Source organism: Salegentibacter haimaensis (assembly GCF_054121495.1).
In genome coordinates this window covers 1-20,412 of record NZ_JBSYGH010000002.1, presented here as the reverse complement: position 1 = coordinate 20,412, position 20,412 = coordinate 1, and the positions used below count along the sequence as shown (strand labels likewise).

Below are 20,412 nucleotides of genomic sequence, written 5' to 3'. Positions count from 1 at the left end.
ATTAGTAGTTAGACTCCAAATTTGTTACAAGGTTTAAGGCTTAATTTATTTTTTTCTGAAATAAACGTCGATGGGCACCCCGGTAAAATCGAATTGTGACCTTAATTGATTTTCAACATAGCGCCTGTAAGGCTCCCGCACGTATTGCGGTAAGTTACAGAAAAATGCAAATTGAGGTTGGGGAGTTGGCAATTGCATACAGAATTTAATCTTTACATACTTGCCCTTATAAGCCGGCGGCGGATTATTCTCAATAATTGGAAGCATCACATCATTTAGCTCCCTGGTTTTTATTTTACGGCTTCGGTTTTCAAAAACCTTTACCGCGGTTTCGATCGCTTTAAAAATACGCTGTTTGGTAAGTACCGACATAAAGATAATCGGCACATCGGTAAAAGGCTCGATTTCCCTTCTTATAGCGGCTTCATATTCTTTCATGGTGTTGGTTTCCTTATTTTCAACCAAATCCCATTTATTTACAAGGATTACGATTCCTTTCTTATTTCTTTCGGCCAACCAGAAAATGTTTTGCACCTGGCCATCGAAGCCACGGGTGGCGTCTAAAACCACCAAGCAAACATCACAGTTTTCGATAGCACGCACCGAGCGCATCACCGAATAAAACTCCAGGTTTTCCTTTACCTTCGATTTTCTACGAATCCCGGCGGTATCTACCAGGTTAAATTCAAAACCAAAGCGATTGTATTTGGTGTCCATCGAATCCCTGGTGGTCCCGGCGATATCGGTTACTATATACCGCTCCTCGCCAATAAGTGCATTGATAAAGGAAGACTTCCCGGCATTGGGACGTCCCACCACCGCAAATCTTGGTAGTTCTGAATCGTCTTCATCTTCTACCTCGGGCAGGGCTTCTACCAGGGCATCGAGCAGGTCTCCTGTTCCGCTACCATTGGTACTGGCTATTGGAAAATACTCTCCAAGGCCCAGGGAGTAGAATTCAACCGCATTTTCCAGGCGTTTGTTGTTATCAACTTTATTTACGGCAAGAAGAATTGGCTTATCGACTTTACGAAGTAATTTAGCTACATCTTCATCCATTGGCGTTACGCCATTTTCAACATCTACCATAAAAATGATAGCATCGGCCTCGTCTATGGCCAATTCTACCTGGCGGTCGATTTCATTTTCAAAAATATCGTCGCTGCCTTTTACATAACCCCCGGTATCGATAAGAGAGAATTTTTTTCCGTTCCAGTCGGTTTTGCCATAATGTCGATCACGGGTTACCCCGCTCACCGAATCTACAATGGCCTCGCGGCGTTGGATAAGGCGATTAAAAAAGGTAGATTTTCCTACATTGGGTCTTCCTACAATAGCAACAATATTGCCCATAACTTACTTCTTTTCAGGTTGCAAAATTAGTGTAAAAAATCGGGTTTAACGAGAAAGCTTCAGGCGCAATTTTATTGCTGAAATTTCGCTGGCCGACTTCAGATATGATGAAGAAAACTTCCGAAGAAAAATTAATCGTTATAACCGAAGCGTTTTAGCTGACGCTGGTCGCTTCTCCAGTTTTTGTTCACCTTTACATAAAGTTCCAGGTGCACCTGTTTTCCGAAGAACTTTTCGAGATCTTTTCGGGCCTCCACTCCAACTCTTTTCAGGGCCGAGCCTTTATGACCTATAATAATGCCTTTTTGAGTGTCGCGCTCTACCATAATTACGCTGCGCATACGAATAATCTCATCTTCCTCGAAAAACTCCTGGGTATCGATCTCTACGGAATATGGGATCTCCTTTTTATAATGCAGCAGGATTTTCTCACGAATAATCTCGTTCACAAAAAAGCGTTCAGGCTTATCGGTAAGTGTATCTTTAGGATAAAAAGCAGGAGATTCGGGCAGAAGTTCGACGATGCGACCAAATACTTCGGCCACATTAAAACCTTCGGTAGCCGAAATTGGGAAGATCTCGGCGTTAGGAACCTTGTCTTTCCAAAGTTCCATATAGGTTTCCAATTCCTGCTGATTGGATTTATCGATTTTGTTTACCAACAACAACACGGGAATACTGGCATTGGTGATTTTTGCAAAAAAGGCTTCGTCTTTCAATTCCTTTTCGCCCACCTCGACCATATATACCAGCACATCTGCATCTTCAAAAGCCGATTTCACAAAATCCATCATCGCCTCCTGTAGCTGGTAAGCCGGTTTTATAATTCCCGGGGTATCGCTTAAAATCACCTGGAAATCTTCCCCATTCACAATCCCCAGAATACGGTGACGTGTGGTTTGAGCCTTTGAGGTGATAATCGATAGTTTTTCGCCTACAAAAGCATTCATTAGTGTAGATTTCCCCACATTGGGATTCCCTATAATATTTACAAAACCTGCCTTATGTGCCATATTTCAATTCTTTTCTGGCTACAAAAGTACGAAGAAGAAAAATAGGCTTCAGCGGGTTTTTTAAATTATAGACAAGATGGATTAGCCAACGAAAAGCTTTTTGCAAAATTCTGATATTCAAACAATTAAGCTTCTTATTATAAGGAATAAAAAACTTAAAGGGGTTCTGACTGTCAATTCCTTAAAAATGGAAAACTAATTGAGTTAAGGCTTTGACTTAAAAAAGAATATTCTAAATTTGCCCGCTCTTATGAAGCACGGAAGAAAGTACATATCGGCACCCCTTACTCCGCCCTAGGCAGTCATTGCCTCCTCCTGCTCAAATATTCTTTCCACGCTTTTACAGCGTACTATTCATTTTACATTTTTTTAAAAACCTTTTCAGATGAAAAAGATTTTCAACCTATTTGATTTTTCACAAAAAGTTAATTACAAAACCGAAGTCCTGGCAGGATTAACCGTGGCCCTGGCTTTAATTCCTGAAGCCGTTGCCTTTGCCTTAATCGCAGGTTTATCTCCCCTAACCGGTTTGTACGCCGCCTTTGTGATGGGACTGGTTACCGCAATACTGGGAGGTCGCCCTGGGATGATCTCGGGAGCTACCGGGGCCGTTGCCGTGGTAATTGTTTCCCTTGCCGCCTCACACGGTCCCGAATATGTCTTTGCCACCGTGGTACTGGCCGGAATTATCCAGGTACTGGCAGGAGTCTTACGCCTGGGTAAACTTATAAGACTGGTACCGCATTCGGTGATTTTCGGTTTTGTAAATGGTTTGGCTATCATCATATTTATGTCGCAATTAGACCAGTTTAAGGTACTCAATGCAGCCGGAGAACTGGAATGGATGACTGGAAATCCGATGTACATTTTTCTTGGGCTGGTTATAATAGCTATCGCCATAATTTGGGGTCTCCCCAAATTAACCCGTGCAGTTCCATCCTCGCTTGTGGCAATCCTGGCCGTATTTGGAATAGTCGCTGCATTTGGTCTGGATACCAAAACCGTAGGAGATATTGCCTCGATAAATGGTGGCTTTCCTCCTTTTCATATCCCTATGGTGCCGGTAAATCTTGACACTTTTATGCTGATTCTCCCCTATGCCGGGATTATGGCCGGGGTGGGTTTAATCGAGAGTTTATTAACTCTTAATATTGTAGACGAGATCACCGAAACCCGCGGTAGCGGGAATAAGGAATGTGTAGCCCAGGGAACTGCAAACGTGCTTTCTGGTTTCTTCTCTGGAATGGGAGGTTGCGCAATGCTTGGCCAAAGCCTTATCAACGTATCATCAGGTGCCCGCGCAAGACTTTCGGGGATTGTGGCAGCGGTAATGCTGCTGGTATTTATTATGTTCGGCGCCGATTTGATTGAACAGCTCCCAATGGCAGCCCTTACGGGGGTAATGATCATGGTGGCAGTTGGAACTTTTGAGTGGGCCAGTTTGAGAACTTTTCGTAGAATGCCAAAATCTGATATCCTGGTAATGGTTCTGGTTACTCTAGTAACGGTATTTCTTCATAACCTGGCCCTGGCAGTGCTTATAGGAGTAATCATTTCGGCACTGGTTTTCGCCTGGGATAATGCCAAAAGAATTCGTGCCAGGAAAAGAATAGATGAAGAAGGCGTAAAACATTATGAAATTTATGGCCCTTTGTTTTTTGGTTCGGTACAGGCTTTTAATGATAAATTCGAAGTTTTGAACGACCCCAAAGAAGTGGTAATCGATTTTTCTGAAAGCCGTATCGTAGATATGTCGGGAATTGAAGCGGTGAACAAACTTACCGAGCGCTATCACAAACAAGGAAAGACCCTGCACTTAAGACATTTAAGCAACGACTGTAGAGCCTTGTTAGCTAAGGCCGATGCCATTATTGAAGTGAATATCCTGGAAGATCCAACTTACAAAGTTGTGACCGATAGGCTAAAAACTTCCTAAAAATATAAGTAAATTTATGGGTGAATTTAAAACCACACCTACGAATGAGTATTATAGAAGGAGATAAGCAGTTTGAAGAGGTAACCTCAATACAAAATAAAACCCTGCGAATAAATCTCAACGAGAATATTTATGGAACATTTGCTGAAATTGGCGCCGGGCAGGAAACCGTGCGCCATTTTTTTCGTTCAGGCGGGGCTTCTGGAACCGTAGCGAAAACCTTAAGCGCCTACGATAAAGATTTTAGCGACGCTATTTACGGCATTCAAAATGACGGAAGATATGTGACTTTAGACAGGCTAAAAGCGATGTTGCGCTACGAGACCAAACTCATCGAAGAACGCATCTCCCGTCAAAAGCACCCCAACAAACTTTTCTTTAGTTATTCCAATACCGTTGCCACCATAGATTGGGCTAAAAAATATAAAGGTCACGGGTGGCTGGGCATACGTTTCCAAACCAAACCCAAAGAAGAATACAGTGAAATTTTACTGCACGTGCAGTTTCACGAAAACAATGCAGCGCAACAGCAAATTAGCCTGGGCATCTTAGGAGTAAATTTAATTTACGGGGCTTTTTACCATTTTGACAATCCCAAAAACTTGCTCAAACATTTATTTGATCATCTCTCAACCGATAAGATAGAAATTGACTCAATCAACTTTACCGGCCCTGCTTTTAAAGAAGTAGACAACCGGCTTATGAGTCTGGAACTGGTAAAAAACGGAATTACCGAGGCCGTGATGTTTGGCCCTGACGGAAATAATATTCTACCTGCCAATATTTTATACAAGAAAAATATTCTCACTCTGCGCGGAAGCTTTAGACCCGTTACCAAAGTGAATATGAGCATGTACGAGAAGTCTCTTAAACTTTTCGAAAATGAACGCAAGGTGGAAAAAGACAATATCACGGTGATTTTCGAAATTACGCTCAACAATTTAAAGTCGGAAGGAGAAATAGATGAAAAAGATTTTCTTGACCGTGCCGATTTGCTCTGTTCGCTGGGTCAAACGGTGATGATTTCCAACTTCCAGGAGTATTATAAGGTGGTAGAGTATTTTTCGCAACACACCAAAGAGCGTATGGGGCTTACAATGGGAGTTAATACCCTGGTAGATATTTTTGACGAGAAATACTATCGCCATTTAAGCGGGGGCATACTCGAGGCCTTCGGAAAATTATTCTTCAAAAACCTGAAAATTTATCTATATCCGTTGAAGGATGAAAAAACCGGCGAGGTGATTACCAGTGATAACTTAAAGGTGCATCCCCGAATGAAGGAGTTGTACAAATACTTTAAAGACAATGGCCGGGTAGTAGATATTACAGATTACGAACCGGAAACCCTGGATATTCACTCCAGAACCGTTCATCAAATGATTAAAAACGGAGAAAGTGGCTGGGAAGAAATGATCCCGGAAACCACTGCAAAAATGATCAAGGAAAAAGATCTCTTCAGAAAATAATTATCTAAAAGGCCCTGGTAAGCTGATAAGTCCAGGGCCTTTTTTTAGTGATAAATTTGCCAAAAAAACAGGTCAAATTTAATTTAGCAGCAAATCGCCTTCTGCGGCTGAAAACGATTTTATCGCCGCATTGGGCTCTATGATATTATAGCCTTCCCAAAACCCGGGGTTGTACCTTATAAAGGTTTTAAAATCAAAATCTCCTGAAGGTTTAAAATTGCTAAACCCCGCTTTATCTAAAGGCTGTTGCTCAAAAATCACCAATTGAAATTTCCTGCGCTGTCCTGAATTTACAATCACATCAAGATCAAGCTCATTTTGTTTGCGGCGACCTTTTACATTTTTATTCTTTTCTATGATTTTCAAAGGTCGATCCACACCATAACTCTCGCCTTTTTCAAGTTCAAGGAATTTCGGCAGGTAACCGGTTTGGGTTTTAGCAAAAATCATCTTTCCGCGAAAAACATCATTTCTTTTGCTAATACCAAAGAGTTTAAAGCTCTTTAAAGCCTTTACATTTTCATAATCCAACCGATGAACTCCAAAATCTTCGATATCTACATAGATTTTTCCGCGAAAATCTGCGCCGCGTTTAGGCTTAAAATCGATCACATATACGATTGCGTCACCAAAACTGCTCACTCCCTCAAGATTTAATTCATATTTCCTGGTTTTCTCAAAAAGATCCAGGCCTATATCTTTTTTCCAGAACATATTTTTAAACAAATCCTGGATACGGGAATTCGAGCTACCCAGCAGTCTTTTTTGCTTTTCAAGCTGTTCTTTTGCCAATTCTTCAGGAGTTTTTTCACGGGTTTCTTCAGCAAGATCGTTGGTGAACTCCTCGGCGTCTACTTTTACCCCTACAAGACCCGATTTGATTTTTAAAAATGAATCGCTTTTTAAATTCTGCTGAAGAATTCCCTGCAATTTTTCGCTGAGTTCAGAAATATCTTCCAGCGCCTGCGGGTTGTATAAACTAGCTCCCCGAAGAGGCTGAATTTTTTGAGTTTCATAACTCCCATATAAATCGCCTAGAACTTCCTTATAAGAATCGGTCATATTGGGAACGCTATTTACAATACGGTTCATCAGATTTTGATCCAATTCTGGGATGCTGCTCTCTTTCACCTTTAACTGAAATTGCCGCATACTGGTAATTCGCGACTCCCTAAAGAAGTAGCGTTGCCGGGAATAGTCGTTTCGATAATTTGAGGCAATCCCGGCCCTTACTTTTTCTATGATTTCAGAAGCATTTAAAAGTTTATTGGACAGGAAAACATCAGACAGCTCGACCTCCTTTTGGTTGAGTAGAATGCTTTCTGGTAGATTTTCTTTCAGAATAAAATCAAGGCTTTCATACCCCAAACTGGATATTTTAAGGGTATCCCCTGCTTTTAATTCAGCCGAAAAATTAAAATACCCTTCTTCACTTGTCACCACGCCCCGATTGGGAGCATATTGCACAGTGGCATAGCTCAATGGCTCGCCGGTTTTAGCGTCTAGCAGCCTGGAGGCAAAATTTTGAGAAAACAGCACCTGGCTTAAAAGAAGAAACAGGATACCTAAAATGAGCTTTTGCATATAGCTTTTATTAGAAGACTAAATTTCGGGAATATTGTTACGTGAAGGCATAAAAAAAGCCTGATTTTACTCAGGCTCTTTTTAATATTTTGATAAAATTTCGGCTTAGTTTCTATAGAAACTATTTGGCCAGGCATCGTTAGAGAAATTCACATCGGGAAGCAATTTGTCGGGATCAAGCTCTACGCTTTGAATCTCCTTATCGCTTCGGTGTAAATAATTCCAGGTATCGCCTCGCTGCCAGATCTCAACGGGAAGTGTAAGCACTTCAGAAGAATCATCGGCATAGGTGATTTCCATTTTTACGGGCATAGGAATTTCACCGCGATTCGCTAAAGAGATCACATAATTCCCCTGGTATTCCTGTACTCCAGAGATCGCCAGGTCTATATTCCCGGTACCATAGAACCATCCTTTAAAGAACCAGTTAAGGTTTTCGCCGGCAACATTTTCCATATGATTAAAGAAATCGGCCGGTTGAGGATGCTTGTAGGCCCAGCTCTGGATATAGGATTTAAAGGCATTATCGAACCTTTCTTCGCCAAGGATGTATTCGCGAAGTAATAAAAGTCCGATAGCAGGTTTATAATAAGCCGTCATCCCAAGATTTCTAAGATTGGTAACATCGGGATAGGTATCGATACCTTCTCGCTGCTCGCTGGTAAACCAGCCAGTCATATTACGGGTTTGGTTTAATCTGGAAGGATATTCACCGTCATTGAATTCTAAGGTACTGTAATGATTGATAAACGTATTAAATCCTTCATCCATCCAGGCATATCTTCTTTCGTTGCTACCCACAATCATTGGAAACCAGTTGTGTCCAAATTCGTGATCGGTTACACCCCATAGAGAGGCTCCGGTGCTCTGCCATCCGCAGAAGTTAAGTCCGGGATACTCCATACCTCCTATATCAGCAGCGACGTTAACCGCACCTCCATAGGGATATTCGAACCATCTTTCAGAATAATGTTCTACTGAAGCTTTAGAATATTCGGTACTTCTTCCCCAGGCTTCCTGCCCGTCGCTTTCTTTAGGATAAGCCGATTGTGCCAAAGCTTTTTTCCCGCTGGGAAGGTTAATTCGGGCAGCATCCCAAATAAAAGCTTTTGAAGAACCAAAGGCCACATCACGGGCATTTTCAATTTTATAGTGCCAGGTTAAGGTACCTTCCTGCTTAGCGCGAAGTGACATATCATTAACTTCTTCTGGACGAATAAGGTATACAGTTGAATCGCTCTCGTGAGCTCTCTGCCATCTTTCTCTCACTGTGGAAGAAAGTACCTGTCTCGGGTTTTGAAGTGTTCCTGAAGCCACCACAATATGGCTGGCAGGAGCAGTAATTTTATAATCATAGTCGCCGTAGTTGAGATAGAATTCACCGGCACCCAGATAAGGTTCAATATTCCAGCCCTCTACGTCATCAAATACGGCAGCTCTGGGGAACCATTGAGCCATTGCGTAAATGGTACCGTCTTCTACATCGAGTCTTCCCATTCTATCCATTCCTTCTACAGGAATTTTGTATTCAAAATTCATAGAAACTGTAGCTTTCCCGCCATTGGCCGGAATAGGCTCATCGAAAAACACCTGCATACGGGTGTCGTTGATGAGATATTTATTAGAGTTACTTCTTCTAACTTTAGCTTCCAGATTAGAAATACTGTAACCTCCATCTATGTCGCCATTATATCGATTCCCCTGGATAGGAGTGGTTAAAGTTCCTCTGGAATCTTCGGTAAAACGATTTTGCTCCAAATGCATCCAGATAAAATCCAAAGCCTCGGGGCTGTTGTTGGTATAGGTAAGGGTAATTCTCCCGCTAAGTTTATGCTCCTCTTCATTTAGAGTAGCTTCAATTTGATAGTCGGTTTCGTTTTGCCAATAATCGGGGCCTGGTTTTCCTGAAGCCGAGCGGTATCGATTCCCGCTGCGATCCATAAATTCATCAAAATCGCCCTGGTTGTTTTCCACGGGCTGTTGTGCATTTACGGAAAAACTGCACAGGCCAGCCACCGCAAAAGACAACAAAAGTCTAGAAAAGCTCTTCATTAGATAAGGTTTAATTTAAATTCCCGCTAATTTAATGAAAGCCCGCTAATAAACAAGAACGCAGTCTATGTGGAGAATTCGGTTTTGAGGCCGCGATCGTACATGACTATACTGCCGGCTACCGATACATTTAAACTCAATTTAGAGCGAAATTTAACCAAATGATGCGCTTTTTCAATGGCCTGATGAGAAAGCCCGTGATCTTCGGCTCCCAGTAGATAAACACAGCGCCGGGGATGTTTGAAACTTTCCAGAGGCTGGGCGTTTTCGGTTAATTCTACCCCAACCAACATTGCGCCTTTTGGAAGATGCCTGTAGAAATCTTCAAAATCTTTATAATGAAAATAAGGCATTGCTCCCACAGCTTTATGGGTATCACAGGCCTGTTTTTCGTAGCGATTACCTATCGTAAAAATAAAACTGGCTCCCATATTCTGGGCAGACCTCCATAAAACTCCAAGGTTTTCAGGGGTTTTCCCGTTTTGGATCCCAATTCCGAAGAAGCCTTGCTTTAAATTATCTGTTTCCATCGCGACAAATTTAGAAGTTTCAATTTCTGAAAGCAAAGTTTCAGGGGTTTTACCGCATTTTTGTCAAGATTGATATTGGTCATACATTTTTACTGAAATGCGGATTAAATTTAATTGTTAATCAAAAATTTTGCGGAGCATCTTAGTGCTGGCATTAATTCAGATTAATATTTAGGCAATTCATCTAAATCAGGTCGAAAATGAAACGCATACTTATACCCACCGATTTTTCAGAAACCGCTACTCACGCTGCACATTATGGGGTTGAAATTGCAAAATTACTTAAGACTGAAGTTTGCTTCCTGCATCTCATTTCCATCCCATTAGACTGGGAAAAACTTCCGCCCGAAAAGGAAAAGCTTTATCCGGAAATTCGGGAACGAATCTCTGATGCCAAAGATGCTTTGCACCAGCTGGAGCGCCGCGCAGAAAAAGATGGTATTGAAGCAAATTCTATGTTGGTTTATAATACCGAGGTCGAGGATCTGCCCAGGTATATTAAAGAGAGTTTATATGAAATGGTGATTATGGGCACCCACGGTGAAAAGGGCCTTGAAAAAATTCTGGGCACCAATACGCAAAAGGTATTGCGGCATTCAAAAGTTCCTGTTCTCGCCATCAAAAAACATGATAAACCAATTAGCTCGCTAAAACGTATGCTCATCGCTACCGATTTCCAGGAGAAATCAAAAATGGGCTTTAATAAACTAATTGAATTAGCCCGAAAACTGAAACTGGAAATTGATCTGGTTTACGTGAACGTACCTTTCAATTTTCAGGAAAGCCTGCAAATTAAGAGACTCATCAATAATTTTACTGAAACCTATACCGACTTTGAAATCAGAAAGCATATCATCAATGCCAACAATGAGGATAGGGGTATAGGAATGAGTATTGGCGATATAGATCCCGGCATTGTTGGGGTGGTTACCCATAGTCGCTCGGCATTCCTGAATCTCTTTAGTTCCGGTATCACCGAGAGTGTAATAAATAATTTTGATATTCCGGTTTTAAGCGTGCATAGCTGAATTGAATTGGGGGAAAATCCCGATACCGCAGATTTTGATTTTTAATTAATTTGGAGATTTATTCCAACCAATTAAAAATCAGAAATATGAGAAGAATATTCTATTATTTTCGCCTACCCTTATTTTTTGTATGTTTTAGCCTTTTATTTTCCTGTAAGGATAAGGAGACAAGTTATGATGATGTTCCTGAAAAAAACGCCACTAAGGATTCCCTTACTAAAGAAGAGCGTATAAAGCGGGGAGAATATTTGATAACCATGATGGGGTGCCACGATTGTCACAGTCCCAAGAAAATGGGAGAACGCGGCCCAGAATTAATTGGTGAAAGGTTGCTATCGGGTCACCAGGAAGGCAGCCAGCTCCCGCCTATGAGTAAAGATGCTCTGGATAAAGGATGGATGCTCATCACGCCCGATCTTACTGCCGCCGCAGGCCCCTGGGGAGTATCTTATGCAGCCAATCTCACCTCTCACGAAACAGGCATAGGCACCTGGAAATTTGAAAATTTCAAGCGGGCTCTTACCGAAGGAAAATTAAAGGGCCAACCTAATGGCAGGGACTTACTTCCCCCAATGCCCTGGGAAATTTTTAAAAATGCAAAAGAAGAAGACTTGAGAGATATGTTCGAATATCTCAAAAGCACCAACCCGGTAGACAATGCAGTACCAGCTCCCATCCCACCCAATCAATTAGACAGCCTGGCTCGCACCCAAACCGCAGCGCGATAAATCTAAAATTCTGACATAAAAAAATCCCTGAAGCAAGTAAGCTTTGGGATTTGGGGAAGGTTGTGGGCGTCCCAAAGTATCCCGATAATTATCGGGACGGGAAACCCCTGACTCTCCCGATGTAAAATCGGGATGCTCTGACTACTATCAGCCGGCAGCAATCAATTTTTCAATCATCACGCGGCTTTTTCATTTTTTGATCTGTAATTCCCGCCGCAAAGCAAGGTCCCTTGCATTAAAATTTTCAGAATATACTATTCCCCAATCCCTGGCCTTTGAAGTAAAACCTTTTGTGCTCTGGAGATGTTTCACAAAACGAGTCTCAACGTTATGACTGGAACCTATATAATACCTATCCAGAGTCCTGGAATAAAGAATATAAACGTAGAATTCTGACATAAAAAAATCCCTGAAGCAGGTAAACTTTGGGGTTTGGGAAAGGTTGTAGGCGTCCCGAAGTATCCCGATAATTATCGGGACGGGAAACCCCTGACTCTCCCGATGTAAAATCGGGATGCTCTAAACCAACTATCAGCCGGCAGCAATCAATTTTTCAATCATCACGCGGCTTTTCCACTTTTTAATCTGTAACTCTCGACGAACAGCCAGCGTTCTTGAAGTAAAATTTTCAGAATATACTATTGCCCAATCCTTAGCCTTTGAAGTAAAACCTTTTTTGCTCTGGAGATGTTTCACAAAACGAATCTCAACATTATGACTGGAACCTATATAATATCTATCCAGGCTCTTAGAATAAAGAATATAAATGTAGAATTCTGACATAAAAAAATCCCTAAAGCCGGTAAGCTTTGAGATTTGGGGAAGGTTGTGGGCGTCCCGAAGTATCCCGATAATTATCGGGACGGGAAACCCCTGACTCTCCCGATGTAAAATCGGGATGCTCTGAACTACTATCAGCCGGCAGCAATCAATTTTTCAATCATCACGCGGCTTTTCCATTTTTTTATCTGTAATTCCCGCCGTAATGCAAGGTCCCTTGAATCAAAATTTTCAGAATATACTATCTCCCAATCCTTAGCCTTTGAAGTAAAACCTTTTTTGCTCTGGAGACGTTTCACAAAACGAGTCTCAACGTTATGACTGGAACCTATATAATACCTATCCAGGCTCTTAGAATAAAGAATATAAACGTAGAATTCTGACATAAAAAAATCCCTGAAGCAGGTAAGCCTTGGGGATTTGGGGAAGGTTGTGGGCGCGAAGGGATTCGAACCCCTGACCCCTTGGGTGTAAACCAAGTGCTCTGAACCAACTGAGCTACGCGCCCTTAAATTTCAATATATTTCTGAACAAGTGCTCTGAACCTCCCGATAGCTATCGGGATGAGCTACGCGCCCGAAATTTCAATAAGGTGAACATTTACAGGAACAATCCTGAAATTTCATTAAAAAAGGCCTCCTTCATTTCGGAAGCCTTTCAATGCTTGTGGGCGCGAAGGGATTCGAACCCCTGACCCCTTGGGTGTAAACCAAGTGCTCTGAACCAACTGAGCTACGCGCCCGAAATTTCAATAAATCTAAGACCAGGCTGCACCTGTTCTTGAATGCGGATGCAAATATATACTAGTTTTTTGAATTGCGCCAAGAAAAAAATAAAAAAATCATAGAATTTCAGCCACTGTAAAATTGCTGCCTCCCACAAAAACCAGGTCTTCATCTAAGGCGACCTCCAGAGCCGCCTCATAAGCTTCTGAAACCGAATGGTATGCCCTGCCTTCCAGCCCAAACTCACCGGCCCTGGAAGACAAAATTTTCACATCCATACCCCGGGGTACATCGGGTTTGGCGAAATAATATTTGGCTTTTTTGGGAAAAATCGGCAGGATTTTATCCAGGTCTTTGTCGCTGGCTACTCCTAAAATTATATGCAAATGCCTGTATTTCTCTTTTTTCAACTGTCCAAATACAGCTTTAAGCCCTGCAGCATTATGCGCAGTATCACAAATCACTTTTGGCTTTTCCTGCAATATATCCCAACGGCCCTGGAAACCTGTGTGCAGTTTTACGCTGTTAAGTCCGTTAACCACACAGTTTTCAGGAATTTCAAAACCTTTTTTCCTTAGTTCGCGAATCGCAGCGCTTAGGGTTTGTAAATTCTTTTGCTGGTAATTGCCTTTAAGATCGGTGGCATAAGTTACCGGCGGCTGCTCTTCGGCGAAAAGAATTTCAGCATTTTTCTCTGCAGCGACTTTCTTAAAAACCGGGGTGGTTTCCCGGTGCTTTTCCCCAATTACCACGGGAGTTTCATTTTTTATAATTCCGGCTTTTTCGCCCGCAATCTCTTTAAGGGTTTTCCCCAGGAAGGCCGTGTGATCCATCCCAATATTCGTGATCACAGAAACCAGCGGATTGATGATATTTGTAGAATCGAGCCTGCCGCCCATCCCTACTTCAATAACGGCAATATCGACAGCTTGTTCAGCGAAATAAGTGAAGGCCATACCCACACTCATTTCAAAAAAAGACAACTTATTTTCTTTTAAAAAACTCTTGTTGGATTCAATGAACCCGATCACATTTTTCTTCGGAATAAATCTACCGTTAATCTTGATGCGTTCCCTGAAATCCTTTAAATGAGGGGAAGTATACAAGCCTACCTTGTAACCGGCTTCCTGCAGCACCGAGCTAAGCATATGGCTCACCGAGCCTTTTCCGTTAGTGCCCCCAACGTGAATAGATTTAAATTTATTCTCTGGATGGCCCAGGTGTTCGGCCAGTTTTAGAGTACGGGAAAGATCTTTTTTAAAAGCTGAAGCTCCTACGCGCTGATACATAGGCAACTGCTGAAACATCCACTCAACAGTCTTTTTATACTTCTCCACCTATTCTGAAAGTTTAAAATTATAAATAATAGTTCCCACCTGTCTTGAAGGAGCTTTTTCATCGCTATTGAAACGGGTAGCCATAGCAGCTCTACGGGCAGGATCGGTGAGACAGGAAGCTGCATTTGTAGTTCCTTTTACCCCGGGAGTAGCATTGATCACCCTTCCGCTTCGGTCTACTTCAATTCGCACTACCACAATTCCAGATTCATTACAATCCTGTACAAATTTTTCCTTATTCAAAGCCCGACGGCCTCCCAGGCGATAATTTCCATCACCATCGAGCCCGGCCCCATTTCCATAATAAGAACTGGCATTGGGATCACCATTGGGATCACCTTTATCTCCGGCAGCATTATCATCGCCTTCCCCTCCAGATTCAGAACCTGTACGTTCAGGACCATTGAAAATACTATTTAGAGCATCGGTCGTAGACTTTTCAGGGGTGGGTTTGGGTTTTTCAACCGGAGGTTCCTCCTTTGGTTTTTCAGGAGTTTCCTTTTTTATGGGCTGCGGTTTCTTCTTTTCTTCAATAACCGGAGCTTCTTCGGTATTTTGGGTCACCACTTCTTCTTCTACTACCGGGTCGGGTTGTGAAACGGGTTCGGGTGCCGATTGCTGCGGTGCAGATTGTACGGGTTCGGTAGGCTGGTTGTCACCAGAGCCCACTTCAGAAGTACCAAAATTAATAGCGATTCCGTTTTCAGGAGGCGGATCGAGATATTTAAATCCGAAGAAAAGCAATAAAAGAATCAATAACACGTGCAATACCACCGTGATGGTAAAAGATTTTTTTTCGTGTTTGGTTTCTAACATTGCCATATTATTCGGGTTTTACTGCCAATACAATTTTATAATTGTTGCGGTTGGCAATATCCATAACATTCACAGCTTTTTCGATTGGCACTCCTTCTTCAGCCCTTAAAATTATAGTAGGGTTTTCCTGATTGGCCAACCTGGCTTTTAAGCTGCTTTCAAGTGCGCTATTGCTAACGCGTTCTTCATTGATATAAAATTGCAGGTCTTTCGTAATACTCACTGCAATATTTTGTTGGGTCGTGGTTTTTCCCTTAGCCTTCGGAAGTATTAAATCCAGGGCTTCGGGAGTTATAACCGGCGAGGTTAGCATAAAAAAGATCAATAACAGAAAAACTATATCTGTCATCGAACTCATACTAAACTCGGGACTAACTTTATTTCTACCTCTTAAATTCATATTAAGCGGGTTCGTTTAGCAGGTCAAGGAAATCAACTGCGGTCGCTTCCATTTGATGCACTACCTTATCGGTTTTCACTACCAGGTGGTTGTAACCTATATAAGCGATAATACCAACTATAAGCCCGGCAACTGTAGTGGTCATCGCGGTATAAATACCTTCTGCAAGAGCTCCCATTTGAGCTTGCCCACTGCTGGTGGCCAATTCATGGAAAGCAAGTACCATACCAATCACAGTACCCAGGAAGCCTATCATAGGCGCGGCACCGGCGATGGTTGCAAGTATGCTCACGTTTTTCTCAAGCTTATACACTTCCAGTCTTCCGGCGTTTTCTATGGCAGTATTAATGTCTTCAAGTGGGCTACCAATTCTGGAAATTCCTTTTTCGGTAAGACGGGCAACCGGAGAATCGCTTTGCGCACATCGCATTTTTGCCGATTCGATATTCCCATTCATTACACTGTCTTTAATTTGCAGCATAAAATTCTTATCGACCTGGCTGGCCGATTTAATGGCAAACAAACGCTCAAAATAAATATATACGGCCGCAAAGAGTAGAATGAACAGAATGAGAATAATAATCTGGCCTCCCAGGCCACCGCTCATCATAAGATCAAATAAAGAAAGGGTTTTTTCTTCTACTACAGGTTCTGCCTCCTGGGCGGCTTCGGCAACGCCTTCCTGCTGAAAAAAGTATAGCATAGGTATTATTTAGGGTTTGTTATTTAACGTGACAATTGCATTTTAATTGTAAACCAAATTTAGTAAAATAATCAGCAGCACAAGGGGCTTAATATAAATCTGCCGGGTTTTTAATTTTATCTGCTCCTTCAAGGACTTTTCACCGATTTTCTTCAAAAAAAAAGCCCCGCCAAAAGCGGGGCCTATAAATATTTGGATTATTATTATACCAGCTGTTTCAGCGCCACTTCAAATGCTGTTTTGCTTATTTGAACCTTATTGCTATTATGATCAAAGGTTTTTTGGATGGCGTTTTTAATCGTCATAGAGGTATCGTTAAAAATAGCTTCATCGGTCATTTGAACTCTTCTTTCCATAAAATATGCGAACACCCGGGCCATTCCGCAGTTGGCGATAAAATCGGGAATTACGCTAACCTTATTATCGGTATACTCCATCACCGGCCCGAAGAAAATTTCTTTATCGGCGAAAGGCACATTGGCTCCTGAAGAGATCACCTCGAGTTTTCGCTCAATAAGTTTATTGATTTGATCTTTAGTGATCAACCTTGAAGCTGCACAGGGCGCAAAAATTTCGGCATCGAGCTCCCAGATTTTTTCATTGATCTCATCAAATGAAATCATATCGGGATGCTTTAGGGTATTCCCTTCTTTAGTAAGAAATAATTCACGTACTTCTTCAAAACTGAAACCGGCTTCATTGATTAGCCCACCGTCGCGATCTATAATTCCTATGATTTTAACGCCCATTTGAGCCAGGTAGAATGCAGCCGCAGAACCAACATTTCCGAAGCCCTGAACTATAGCCTTTTTTTCTGAAATTTCACCTCCATAAATATCATAATAATGCCGCACGGCCTCGGCCACGCCGTAGCCTGTAATCATATCGGCCACGGTATACTTACGACTAACATCGGGGGAAAATTTTGAATTTTCCAGCACCTTGATAACGCCTTGTCTAAGCTGGCCAATGCGATTTATCTTATCGGCTTCGGTTGGCTTAAAGTGCCCATTAAAAACCCCTTCCTGGGGGTGCCATACGCCACAATCTTCAGTGATTGGAATTACTTCGTGAATCTCATCTACATTTAAATCGCCGCCGGTGCCGTAATAACTTTTCAGCAAAGGAGATACCGCTTTATACCAACGTTCAAGCACGCCCTTCTTACGCGGGTCGGCAGGGTCGAAATTAATCCCCGATTTTGCTCCGCCAATGGCAGGTCCCGAAACAGTAAATTTCACCTCCATTGTTTTTGCAAGAGACAAGACTTCATTCATATCCAGCCCCTTTCGCATTCGGGTTCCCCCGCCTGCTGCACCACCTCGCAGGGAATTTATTACCGTCCAGCCCTCGGCATCGGTCTCGGGGTCTTTCCAGTTAAATACAATTTCGGGTGCTTTTTCTTCGTATAATTTTAATAATTCTTTCATTTAGGCTTCAAATTTTCGCAAATATATAAAGTTATATAGGGTTAGATGTAAATTTTTAAATTTCGTGGATCACTCCTGAAGAGTGATCTTTAGAAGCCCCGGTTACAGAACTTAAAACATTTATCTCGCCTCTTAATTTTAATACTCCCAAAAGGCCGAAGATCAAGGCCTCCTTGAAATCGATAATTTCATTTGAAGGAATGGTAAAATGACAGGCTGAAGCTTCTTTAATTTGCTTCATCAAAAAGGTATTGAATGCGCCCCCACCGGTCACTAAAATGCGGGATTCAGGATCATTGTCAAGAGCCGCAGCTATCTGGCTGGCTATATGTTTCGAATAGGTGTGTAAAACAGCAGGGAGATCGGGATATTTTTCCAAAATCGGGAAAACTTCGGCCTGCACCCATTCTATCCCCAGAGATTTAGGGGCCTGTTTTTTATAAAAATCGAGGCTTTGTAATTCTTCAAAGAGCTTTTTATCAAATTCACCGCTTGCCGCGAGCTTTCCTCCTTCATCGAATTCTTTCCCCAGCTTTTTTGAGTAAATATTTAACACTGTATTTACCGCACAAATATCATAAGCCAGGCGCTGGTTTTTTCTTTCTGTAGAGATATTGGCAAAACCTCCCAAATTAAGGCAGTATTTATATTCTGAAAACAAAAGGCGATCTCCAATAGGTACTAATGGCGCACCCTGCCCACCAAGTTCCACGTCCTGCACCCTGAAATCGCATACCACTCTTTGCCTGGTCAAATATGCCAGTTCTGGCAAATTACCTATTTGAAGGGTATACTTGTTTTGTGGTTCGTGTTTTATGGTGTGGCCGTGGCTGCAAACCGCATCGACCTCGGTTATATGATGACTTTCAATAAATTTAGAAATCACCTGGGCCAAATAGGCTGTATATTTTTGATCTAAATCTTCGAGTCTTTCCTTAGAAAAATGAACTGCATCGGCCAGGGTTTCCTGCCAATTTAAAGGATAGGGAATGGTTTGAGCAGTTATGATATTATATTTCCAGGTATTTTTGAATTCGAAACTAATATAAGCCAGGTCTATTCCATCTAATGAAGTTCCCGACATTACACCAATTACTTTATAGCTCGCTTTTTTCATATTCGTAAAATTAATCAATCAGAATTGATAAATAGATATCAAAAAGTTATCTTTGGTCTCCAAAATTATCTTTTTTTAAAACATATTCAAATTATGGATTTCCAACTCACCGAAGAACATATAATGATTCGCGATGCAGCCCGCGATTTTGCCAAATCTGAACTCTTACCCGGAGTAATTGAAAGAGATGAAAAACAGGAGTTCCCTGCAGAACAGGTTAAAAAGATGGGAGAGTTAGGGTTTTTAGGAATGATGGCTTCACCCGAGTACGGGGGCGGTGGTATGGATACCATTTCTTATGTACTGGCTATGGAAGAAATTTCTAAAATAGATGCTTCCGCTTCAGTAGTTATGTCGGTAAACAACTCATTGGTTTGCTGGGGACTGGATACTTATGGTTCTCACGAGCAGAAGGAGAAATATCTCACAAAGCTTACCACTGGCGAAAAGCTGGGCGCTTTTTGTCTTTCTGAACCCGAAGCAGGCAGTGATGCCACTTCACAGCGTACCACAGCGATTGAAGATGGCGACCATTATATCCTTACCGGAACCAAAAACTGGATTACCAATGGGAGTTCTGCCGATTATTTCCTGGTAATTGCTCAAACCCATCGCGAAAAAAAGCATAAAGGAATTAATGCTTTTATAGTAGAAAAAGGCTGGGAAGGTTTTGAGATCGGACCAAAAGAACAAAAAATGGGAATTCGCGGGAGCGACACTCACTCTCTTAACTTCAACGACGTGAGAGTTCCCAAGGAAAACAGGATTGGAGAAGATGGCTTCGGATTTAAATTCGCGATGAAAACCCTTTCGGGTGGAAGAATCGGGATTGCCGCCCAGGCTTTAGGAATCGCCTCGGGCGCCTATGAACTGGCAAAAAAATACTCAAAAGAGCGTAAGGCTTTTGGAACCGAAATTTGCAATCATCAGGCTATCGCCTTTAAACTGGCCGATATGCATACTTCAATAGAAGCTGCCAGGCACCTGGTAATGAAAGCAGCCTGGGATAAAGATCAGAAAAAGGAATACGACCTTAGCGGTGCTATGGCAAAACTTTATGCCTCACAAACCGCGATGGATGTAGCTACCGAAGCTGTGCAAATTCACGGCGGGAACGGTTACGTAAAAGAATACCACGTAGAGCGGTTAATGAGGGATGCTAAAATCACCCAGATCTATGAAGGGACTTCAGAAATTCAAAAAATTGTGATCTCAAGAAGCATACTTAGAGACTAATAATAGCTCAACTTAGATTATGTTAAGAGGCCGTCTAAAAAGCTATTTTTTTAGACGGTTTTTTTTATTCGTGCTTTAGGCAGTTTTTACATTGTTAATGTTTTCGTTATTCGTTATGGGTTAAAAGTTAATAGGATGTTCCTACTCACTGTACTAGAGTGAACTTTTTGAGGTT

General features: G+C 41.9%; 19 protein-coding genes and 2 tRNA genes. 5 read left to right on the top strand and 16 right to left on the bottom strand.

Annotated features, from left to right (window positions below; all coding sequences use genetic code 11):
- Nucleotides 1-45 precede the first annotated feature (45 nt).
- Both der and era read right to left on the bottom strand, forming a co-directional pair.
- A complete protein-coding gene (gene der, locus ACW6QP_RS03400; protein ID WP_457909439.1) occupies nt 46-1,353 on the bottom strand; it encodes a ribosome biogenesis GTPase Der in 1,308 nt (435 codons plus the stop codon).
- Between the two features lie 131 nt (nt 1,354-1,484).
- Nucleotides 1,485-2,366, bottom strand: a complete 882-nt coding sequence (gene era, locus ACW6QP_RS03395; protein WP_457909438.1) for a GTPase Era — start codon at nt 2,364-2,366, stop codon at nt 1,485-1,487.
- 385 nt (nt 2,367-2,751) lie between these two features.
- Between era and ACW6QP_RS03390 the strand changes: the two genes are divergently transcribed.
- Together ACW6QP_RS03390 and ACW6QP_RS03385 are read left to right on the top strand one after the other, a co-directional pair.
- A complete protein-coding gene (locus ACW6QP_RS03390; protein ID WP_457909437.1) occupies nt 2,752-4,302 on the top strand; it encodes a SulP family inorganic anion transporter in 1,551 nt (516 codons plus the stop codon).
- Nucleotides 4,303-4,346: 44 nt separating this feature from the next.
- Nucleotides 4,347-5,771 (top strand): TonB-dependent receptor, encoded by a 1,425-nt coding sequence (locus ACW6QP_RS03385; RefSeq protein ID WP_457909436.1) that lies wholly within the window; start codon nt 4,347-4,349, stop codon nt 5,769-5,771.
- 78 nt (nt 5,772-5,849) lie between these two features.
- Here the strand turns inward: ACW6QP_RS03385 and ACW6QP_RS03380 are convergent, their stop codons facing one another.
- The 3 genes from ACW6QP_RS03380 to ACW6QP_RS03370 all read right to left on the bottom strand — a co-directional run bounded on the left by ACW6QP_RS03380 (nt 5,850) and on the right by ACW6QP_RS03370 (nt 9,937).
- Nucleotides 5,850-7,355, bottom strand: coding sequence for a carboxypeptidase-like regulatory domain-containing protein (locus ACW6QP_RS03380; protein WP_457909435.1), 1,506 nt, complete (start codon nt 7,353-7,355; stop codon nt 5,850-5,852).
- Between the two features lie 105 nt (nt 7,356-7,460).
- A complete protein-coding gene (locus ACW6QP_RS03375) occupies nt 7,461-9,407 on the bottom strand; it encodes a M1 family metallopeptidase (protein WP_457909434.1) in 1,947 nt (648 codons plus the stop codon).
- A gap of 65 nt (nt 9,408-9,472) precedes the next feature.
- Complete coding sequence (locus ACW6QP_RS03370; RefSeq protein ID WP_457909433.1) at nt 9,473-9,937, bottom strand: RNA methyltransferase; 465 nt, start codon at nt 9,935-9,937, stop codon at nt 9,473-9,475.
- 200 nt (nt 9,938-10,137) lie between these two features.
- Between ACW6QP_RS03370 and ACW6QP_RS03365 the strand changes: the two genes are divergently transcribed.
- Together ACW6QP_RS03365 and ACW6QP_RS03360 are read left to right on the top strand one after the other, a co-directional pair.
- Complete coding sequence (locus tag ACW6QP_RS03365; RefSeq protein WP_457909432.1) at nt 10,138-10,965, top strand: universal stress protein; 828 nt, start codon at nt 10,138-10,140, stop codon at nt 10,963-10,965.
- Between the two features lie 86 nt (nt 10,966-11,051).
- Nucleotides 11,052-11,693, top strand: coding sequence for a c-type cytochrome (locus ACW6QP_RS03360; RefSeq protein WP_457909431.1), 642 nt, complete (start codon nt 11,052-11,054; stop codon nt 11,691-11,693).
- Nucleotides 11,694-11,882: 189 nt separating this feature from the next.
- Here ACW6QP_RS03360 and ACW6QP_RS03355 read toward each other — a convergent pair whose 3' ends face one another.
- From ACW6QP_RS03355 to ACW6QP_RS03305, 11 genes are all read right to left on the bottom strand, one after another.
- Nucleotides 11,883-12,092 carry a GIY-YIG nuclease family protein gene (locus tag ACW6QP_RS03355; RefSeq protein WP_457909430.1) on the bottom strand — a complete coding sequence of 70 codons (210 nt, stop codon included), beginning with the start codon at nt 12,090-12,092 and terminating at the stop codon, nt 11,883-11,885.
- Between the two features lie 132 nt (nt 12,093-12,224).
- The gene (locus tag ACW6QP_RS03350) at nt 12,225-12,476 is read right to left on the bottom strand and encodes a GIY-YIG nuclease family protein (RefSeq protein WP_457909429.1); all 252 of its coding nucleotides are present in this window, start codon (nt 12,474-12,476) and stop codon (nt 12,225-12,227) included.
- 131 nt (nt 12,477-12,607) lie between these two features.
- Nucleotides 12,608-12,859: a GIY-YIG nuclease family protein gene (locus tag ACW6QP_RS03345; RefSeq protein ID WP_457909428.1), complete on the bottom strand. Its 252-nt coding sequence runs from the start codon at nt 12,857-12,859 to the stop codon at nt 12,608-12,610.
- A gap of 47 nt (nt 12,860-12,906) precedes the next feature.
- Nucleotides 12,907-12,981, bottom strand: a tRNA-Val gene (locus tag ACW6QP_RS03340).
- Nucleotides 12,982-13,140: 159 nt separating this feature from the next.
- Nucleotides 13,141-13,215 (bottom strand) — tRNA-Val (locus ACW6QP_RS03335).
- Between the two features lie 99 nt (nt 13,216-13,314).
- A complete protein-coding gene (locus tag ACW6QP_RS03330) occupies nt 13,315-14,505 on the bottom strand; it encodes a bifunctional folylpolyglutamate synthase/dihydrofolate synthase (protein WP_457909645.1) in 1,191 nt (396 codons plus the stop codon).
- Nucleotides 14,506-14,535: 30 nt separating this feature from the next.
- Complete coding sequence (locus tag ACW6QP_RS03325; RefSeq protein ID WP_457909427.1) at nt 14,536-15,357, bottom strand: energy transducer TonB; 822 nt, start codon at nt 15,355-15,357, stop codon at nt 14,536-14,538.
- Nucleotide 15,358: 1 nt separating this feature from the next.
- Nucleotides 15,359-15,751, bottom strand: coding sequence for an ExbD/TolR family protein (locus tag ACW6QP_RS03320; RefSeq protein WP_457909426.1), 393 nt, complete (start codon nt 15,749-15,751; stop codon nt 15,359-15,361).
- Between the two features lies 1 nt (nt 15,752).
- The gene (locus tag ACW6QP_RS03315; protein ID WP_457909425.1) at nt 15,753-16,454 is read right to left on the bottom strand and encodes a MotA/TolQ/ExbB proton channel family protein; all 702 of its coding nucleotides are present in this window, start codon (nt 16,452-16,454) and stop codon (nt 15,753-15,755) included.
- Nucleotides 16,455-16,657: 203 nt separating this feature from the next.
- Nucleotides 16,658-17,884: a Glu/Leu/Phe/Val dehydrogenase dimerization domain-containing protein gene (locus ACW6QP_RS03310; protein ID WP_457909424.1), complete on the bottom strand. Its 1,227-nt coding sequence runs from the start codon at nt 17,882-17,884 to the stop codon at nt 16,658-16,660.
- Nucleotides 17,885-17,939: 55 nt separating this feature from the next.
- Nucleotides 17,940-19,001 (bottom strand): anhydro-N-acetylmuramic acid kinase, encoded by a 1,062-nt coding sequence (locus tag ACW6QP_RS03305; protein ID WP_457909423.1) that lies wholly within the window; start codon nt 18,999-19,001, stop codon nt 17,940-17,942.
- A gap of 93 nt (nt 19,002-19,094) precedes the next feature.
- Here ACW6QP_RS03305 and ACW6QP_RS03300 point away from each other — a divergent pair, with 93 nt between their 5' ends.
- Nucleotides 19,095-20,237 carry an acyl-CoA dehydrogenase gene (locus tag ACW6QP_RS03300; protein ID WP_457909422.1) on the top strand — a complete coding sequence of 381 codons (1,143 nt, stop codon included), beginning with the start codon at nt 19,095-19,097 and terminating at the stop codon, nt 20,235-20,237.
- The last annotated feature ends 175 nt before the right edge of the window (nt 20,238-20,412 follow it).

Coding starts and splice junctions, on each gene's coding strand:
- ACW6QP_RS03380 (WP_457909435.1), bottom strand. CDS start 7,355: ATGCAAAAGCTCATTTTAGGTATCCTGTTTCTTCTTTTAAGCCAGGTG.
- ACW6QP_RS03315 (WP_457909425.1), bottom strand. CDS start 16,454: ATGCTATACTTTTTTCAGCAGGAAGGCGTTGCCGAAGCCGCCCAGGAG.
- ACW6QP_RS03390 (WP_457909437.1), top strand. CDS start 2,752: ATGAAAAAGATTTTCAACCTATTTGATTTTTCACAAAAAGTTAATTAC.
- ACW6QP_RS03325 (WP_457909427.1), bottom strand. CDS start 15,357: ATGGCAATGTTAGAAACCAAACACGAAAAAAAATCTTTTACCATCACG.
- ACW6QP_RS03365 (WP_457909432.1), top strand. CDS start 10,138: ATGAAACGCATACTTATACCCACCGATTTTTCAGAAACCGCTACTCAC.
- der (WP_457909439.1), bottom strand. CDS start 1,353: ATGGGCAATATTGTTGCTATTGTAGGAAGACCCAATGTAGGAAAATCT.
- ACW6QP_RS03320 (WP_457909426.1), bottom strand. CDS start 15,751: ATGAATTTAAGAGGTAGAAATAAAGTTAGTCCCGAGTTTAGTATGAGT.
- era (WP_457909438.1), bottom strand. CDS start 2,366: ATGGCACATAAGGCAGGTTTTGTAAATATTATAGGGAATCCCAATGTG.
- ACW6QP_RS03330 (WP_457909645.1), bottom strand. CDS start 14,505: ATGTTTCAGCAGTTGCCTATGTATCAGCGCGTAGGAGCTTCAGCTTTT.
- ACW6QP_RS03355 (WP_457909430.1), bottom strand. CDS start 12,092: ATGTCAGAATTCTACGTTTATATTCTTTATTCCAGGACTCTGGATAGG.
- ACW6QP_RS03345 (WP_457909428.1), bottom strand. CDS start 12,859: ATGTCAGAATTCTACGTTTATATTCTTTATTCTAAGAGCCTGGATAGG.
- ACW6QP_RS03385 (WP_457909436.1), top strand. CDS start 4,347: ATGAGTATTATAGAAGGAGATAAGCAGTTTGAAGAGGTAACCTCAATA.
- ACW6QP_RS03370 (WP_457909433.1), bottom strand. CDS start 9,937: ATGGAAACAGATAATTTAAAGCAAGGCTTCTTCGGAATTGGGATCCAA.
- ACW6QP_RS03350 (WP_457909429.1), bottom strand. CDS start 12,476: ATGTCAGAATTCTACATTTATATTCTTTATTCTAAGAGCCTGGATAGA.
- ACW6QP_RS03360 (WP_457909431.1), top strand. CDS start 11,052: ATGAGAAGAATATTCTATTATTTTCGCCTACCCTTATTTTTTGTATGT.
- ACW6QP_RS03310 (WP_457909424.1), bottom strand. CDS start 17,884: ATGAAAGAATTATTAAAATTATACGAAGAAAAAGCACCCGAAATTGTA.
- ACW6QP_RS03300 (WP_457909422.1), top strand. CDS start 19,095: ATGGATTTCCAACTCACCGAAGAACATATAATGATTCGCGATGCAGCC.
- ACW6QP_RS03305 (WP_457909423.1), bottom strand. CDS start 19,001: ATGAAAAAAGCGAGCTATAAAGTAATTGGTGTAATGTCGGGAACTTCA.
- ACW6QP_RS03375 (WP_457909434.1), bottom strand. CDS start 9,407: ATGAAGAGCTTTTCTAGACTTTTGTTGTCTTTTGCGGTGGCTGGCCTG.